Origin of the sequence: Pinirhizobacter sp. (assembly GCF_035317885.1) — a bacterium.
Classification (GTDB): domain Bacteria; phylum Pseudomonadota; class Gammaproteobacteria; order Xanthomonadales; family Rhodanobacteraceae; genus Pinirhizobacter.
Window position 1 is genome coordinate 1 of the sequence record NZ_DATHFX010000138.1, and the last position, 5,211, is coordinate 5,211.

The 5,211-nt window shown below is 65.8% G+C and carries 4 protein-coding genes; 2 read left to right on the top strand and 2 right to left on the bottom strand.

The annotated features are described in order from the left end of the window. Positions 1 to 446, top strand: a 446-nt coding sequence (locus VK519_RS04305; RefSeq protein WP_524538976.1) for a Rossmann-fold NAD(P)-binding domain-containing protein, incomplete at its 5' end; no start/stop codon positions are given. A 39-nt stretch (positions 447 to 485) separates the two neighbouring features. Continuing rightward, positions 486 to 842 carry a VOC family protein gene (locus VK519_RS04310; RefSeq protein ID WP_324347904.1) on the top strand — a complete coding sequence of 119 codons (357 nt, stop codon included), beginning with the start codon at positions 486 to 488 and terminating at the stop codon, positions 840 to 842. Positions 843 to 849: 7 nt separating this feature from the next. On the opposite strand, the gene VK519_RS04315 is transcribed toward VK519_RS04310, so the two are convergent. Further along, positions 850 to 2,460 (bottom strand): ShlB/FhaC/HecB family hemolysin secretion/activation protein, encoded by a 1,611-nt coding sequence (locus tag VK519_RS04315; protein ID WP_324347905.1) that lies wholly within the window; start codon positions 2,458 to 2,460, stop codon positions 850 to 852. A gap of 20 nt (positions 2,461 to 2,480) precedes the next feature. Beyond that, positions 2,481 to 5,211, bottom strand: a 2,731-nt coding sequence (locus VK519_RS04320; protein WP_324347906.1) for a beta strand repeat-containing protein, incomplete at its 5' end; no start/stop codon positions are given.

A 5,211-nucleotide genomic window follows, 5' to 3' on the forward strand; every position in this document is an offset into this window, starting at 1 on the left:
TATCGTCCTTCCGGATGAAGGAAGATACCTACACGCACCTCACCTACGACCTGACCATGTCGGTGGCGACCTTGCTGGATCGGCTCAACCCCGGCATGCGTTTTGAGTACGTCTCCGGGGCCAGCACGGACAGCACCGAAGAGGGCAAGTCGATGTGGGCGCGGGTGAAGGGTCGCACCGAGAACGCGCTGCTGCGCCTTTTTCCCGGCAGGGCTTTCATGTTCCGCCCGGGCGTGATCCAGGCGCTCAACGGGGCGAAGACGAAGACACCGCTGTATAACGCGGCCTATATCGTGCTTTCGCCGGTCGTCGGCTTGTTGCGCCGCGCCTACCCGCGAACCATCCTCGACACCGAGCGCGTCGGGCGGGCGATGGTGAACGTGGCGGCGCGGGGCTTTTCCAAACCCATCCTTGAAACCGGCGACATCGCGGACGCTGCCGGTTAACCAACAACGCGGGCCGGCGGCCCGTCACGGAGACAAGCTATGCCAGTCACGGGAATCGGCGGTTTCTTCTTCCGGTCGAAGGACCCCAAGGGCCTTCGCGCCTGGTACGCCGAACACCTGGGCGTCGTCGGTGAAGGCTGGTCGGGCTGGCAGCAGCAGGCCGGCACCACCTATATCGAGCCCTTCAAGCACGACACCGATTACTTCGCCGCCGACAAGCACTACATCCTGAACCTGCGCGTGACCGAGCTGGACGACCTGGTCGCCACCCTTGGCCAGGCAGGGATCGAAGCCATCACCAAGGACGAATGGAATACCCCCGAGACCGGACGCTTCGCCCGCATCCACGATCCGGAAGGCAACCCCATCGAACTGTGGGAGCCTCCGGCCGAGTAGTGCGTGGCTAGAAGTGCACAGCCACGCGGAAATCCGCGCGCCAGCTGTCCTGGTCGGGAATGACCTTGGTGAAGGCGTGGGCGGCATCGACGTTGAAGCTCAGCCACTTGCGGTAGTTCCACAGCGCCCCGACGCCCGCGCCGGTGATCTGGCGATCCTTGGGGAAGGCCTGGTACACCGCGCCGTGATCGGCGAACACGTAGACGTCGGTCGGGCCGAGCGGATGGTGGACTTCAAGATCCAGGTAATAACCCTTGGTACCGGCCACGATGCCGCGGTCGTAACCGCGCACGCTACCGACGCCGCCCAGCTGGAACAGCGACGAGGAAGGCAAGGTGTCTTTCGAGGCGAACTGCCAACCCGCATCCAGCCGCAGGGCAAACGCACCGCCCAGCCGCTGCACGCCGTCGAAACTGCCGGTGGCCGTGAGGAACGAGCCGCTGCCGGAAATCGGCTGGTCGGCATTCAAATGATTGAACTGTTGCACGAAGGTCCACTCGCGGCCTTCGACACGGTGGTTGAGGCTCACGCCGACCGACACGCCATTGGTGGTGGTATCGGACACCGCCGTACCTGAAATCGACGTATCGGACTTCGACTTCAGCAACGACGCGGTACCTTCGAACAACCAGCGCTGGGTGGCGATGAAGGGCTGGGTCCAGTCCAGCGACATCACCGACGAATGGCCGGTGATGTCCAGGTCGCGGAACGCGCCGGTGACGATATCGATCTGGCTGCGCGAATAGCTCACGCCAAGCCGGCCGTCACTGGGCGTGACGATGGCCGAATAGGCCAGCTGTCCGTCGGTGCCACCACGCGACTTGGCGATGTTCACGTCCAGGCGATCGCTCACGCCGAAGAGGCCATCCATATGTCCGGCCAGGCCCAGGCGGGTATTGCCGCTGGTGTCCACGCCGGCATTGTCGACGAAGGCATCGAAGCTGTAGGCCTTGGGTTCGGCGACATCCACGATCACGTCGGTCTGCCCGCGCTCGGTGCCCGCCTGCATCAATGCGGCCAGGGTGAGGTTGCTGGTGCGGTTGATGTACACCATGTCGTCGCGCAGGACGTTGGCGTCGAGCAGGTCGCCGGGCTGGGCACGGATGCGACGGCGGACGAAGGCCTCGTGGGTACGCTTGTTGCCTTCGATGGTGAGCTTGCCCAGATGGCCTTCCACCATGTCCACATGCACCACGCCGCCCACCACCGGCTGACGGCTGAGCACCGCACGTGCCGTGGTGATGTTGCGCTGGGTATACAACGCGTTCACCCCGTCAACTATCGCGTTGAGTTCGGCGGCGCCCACCGTCTTGCCGATGTAGGGCTGCGCCACGGCCGCCAGCGAGCCTTCATCGATGAAGGCCGACTTGTCGAACTGCACGGCGGTCAGTTCGAAGCGTGCATCGCTGCGCACGCCCGACTTGTTCGCCGGCGTACCCGTGGGCAAAGGATTATCCGAACGGGTGGGCACCGGCGGCGCCTGGCGGTCCTGGTAGTACTGGTCGGTGCGTTGCGCCGGCGTCTGCAACGGCGGCGTGGTGGACTGGGCGAACGCTGCATCCGCAGGGACGCCAGCAAGCAACAACAGGCAAGTGCAGGCTTGGGCCTTGCGATTCATCAGGGTCAAGTTCCGGGACATCAGTTGGGGGCACCCAGGTTCACGGCGACGGGACCGGCCGACTGCACCAGGTCGTCCTGGCGATGGTCATGCCGATCAGCCGGAGGCAGCGGCGTATCGCTTTCGTCGCCATCGGTGGACGTCTGGTTGGTATGCAGGGTAAGCGTGCTTCCGAGATAGCGCAGCACGCTGTCACCGAGGAAGTCCAGATCCGTGTTGGTATGGGTGGCGATGTAGTTCGGCGTGGTGATGTCGTAACCCACCGTGTAGCGGGACACGAAGGCATCGGACACCGTGGCCTTGTCCACCTGGTACAGCTGGAACTTGGTATCGGGTTCGAAGAACTGCACATCGGCCTGCGCCAGCTTCGGCGACACGTTGTTCATGTACAGCGTGGCCACCGGCGTACGCAGCCACATGTCGCCCTGGATCGTGGCGTCGGGCATCGATACCGAGGTCGCCGAGGTGTCGAACACCGCCTGCACCGCCGCCAGGCGGTCGATCAGCCAGCTATCGGCATCGCGCAGGTCAACAACGATCTTCTTCGCCACGCCGCCTTGGTAGCCGGTGAGCGTCATCGTCATCGGCTTGCCAGTCGTGGTCTGGATCACATGCGCGTCGATGTCGGCCGAGGCCAGGTTCAGGCGCGTGCCGATGTGCGAGGTGTCGAGCACGATGCCGTCGCGGGCGCCGATGGTGGCAAGGTCGGTGATGAGATCACCACCATGTACCGTGCCGCCCGACGAATCGATGCTGATCGGGCCACCGGCGCTGAGCGAGGCGAAGTCGAGGTTGCGTCCCAGCGACAGATCGAGCTGGCCGGCGTTTTTGCCGCGGCCCAGGAACATGTCGCGGCCGGCCGTCAGCGAGACGTCCTTCGTCACGTCGTAGTCGTTCACCGTCAGATCGCGGCCCGCGACACCCATGAGGTTGCCCGTCACGGTGACGTTGCCGGCGTAGGCATCGCGACCGGCCGTGGCCAGCACGTCGCCGGTTACGCCGAGCGTGTCCACGTGCAGGTCCTGCCCGGCCTTCATCGTCGCACCCTGCCCCGCCGTGGCGGTGCCAAGGGTGAGGTCGTTGCCCGCCGTGGCGGTGAATGCCGTGCCGGACGTAGCCGTGCCGATCTGCAGGTCGTTGGCAGCGGTTGCCGTCAGCGTGGTGCCCGAGGCGGCCGTACCGACGTCGATGCTGCCGGTGGTGGCGGTGACATCCAGGCTGGTGCCCGCGGTGAGCGTGTCAGCGTCGATATCCACCTGGGCCGTCGCGAGGAAGGCGTTAGTGGCATGCGCCGTGCCGCCCAGGATCCGGCCCCGCAGGGAACGCAGGATGATGTTGCGGTCGGCGTCGAGCTCGGTGAAGGACAGGTTGTCGCCGGCGGTGCCGACGATGTCACGGCCAGCGGTCACCGTGCCCAGCGTCATACCCAGGCCGGCATTGAGCAGCGCGTCGCGACCGAGCGTCGCCGCGTCGATCGAGGTATCGCCGCCAGAGGTTGCTACCAGATCGTTGCCTGCCTTGATCGATCCGATCTTCAGCGACGTGCCGGTAGCGATCACGGCATCGTTGCCAACCGTCGTGCTTCCCAGCGTGGCAGACGTGGTGCCGTCCAGGTGAAGGTCGTTGCCGACACGAAGCGTGTTGGAGGTGAGTGCTTCGCCCGCCGTCAGCTGCGCGTCCTGGCCGGCGGTGGTCTGGTCCAGGTCCATGGTGCCGCCTGCCTGGGCTACCAGGTTGCCGCCCACATCCAGGTGGCCGGAGCCGATCGCGCCGGTGGCCTTCACCGTGGCGTCCTGTCCCACGGTACCGGTGGTCAGGTTGAAGCTGGCTGCAGACGTAGCGTCAAAGGTATTGGCCACCTTCAAGCTGCCGATGATGGTGTCACCTGCCGACGTCGTGGCCATCGCCGCGTTGCCGGTGAAGTCACCGAGCGTCAGCGTGGTTCCCGTATCGAGCGTCACATTGCCGTCGACGCTGGCAAGATCGATGGCCAGCGCCTTGCCGGTGGTCACGCCAAGCGTGCCGCGCCCGGTGAACTGGTGGATCGAGGTGGAACCGGTGGACTGCAGCAGCGTCGCGCCGGTGACGGTGACGTCGCCAAGCGTGGCATCACCGCCGATCGTCGCCGTCGCGTCGCCACCGACCGTGGTGCTGCCGATGCTGGCGTTGCCCGCCACGTCGAGTGAGGCGTTGCGGCCGACACCCAGCGTGGTGATATCGAGCGTGCCGGCGTGCAGGTCGGCGTCGCGCCCGGCATCCAGGGTGGTGACATTGAGCGTGTCGGCGTGGATTTCGGCGTCGCGGCCGATCTCGAGCCAGTCCGCCTGCAGCAGGCCGATGGCCGCCAGTGTCATGTCGCGGCCGGCGTGCAGGTCACCCGCGTCGATGACGTTGGCCGTGATACCCAGGTCGTTGCCCGTGTGGAGGCTACCCAGCGTGGCCGTGCCGCCGACATCGAGCGTGGTGTCGCCGGTGACGGTGGTGTTCACCAGGCCAAGCTCGCCCCGTGCCGTCCCGCTGAGGTTTCCGCCTACATTGACCAGAGCCATGTTGTCGTCGGTGCCCGAGAACTGGGCGTCGCCGTCGCTGTGCAGCGAATGCCCGGTAATGCTTCCCGTAGCGGTTTCGGTGGCGTTACCGCCCGCGGTGATGTCCTGGGCGTTGATGTCGCCGCCGGAGACGAGCGTCACCGCACCGCCCGCGTCGAAGGTGGTTACCGTGAGGTCGCTGCCGGCATGGATGCTGGCCGAG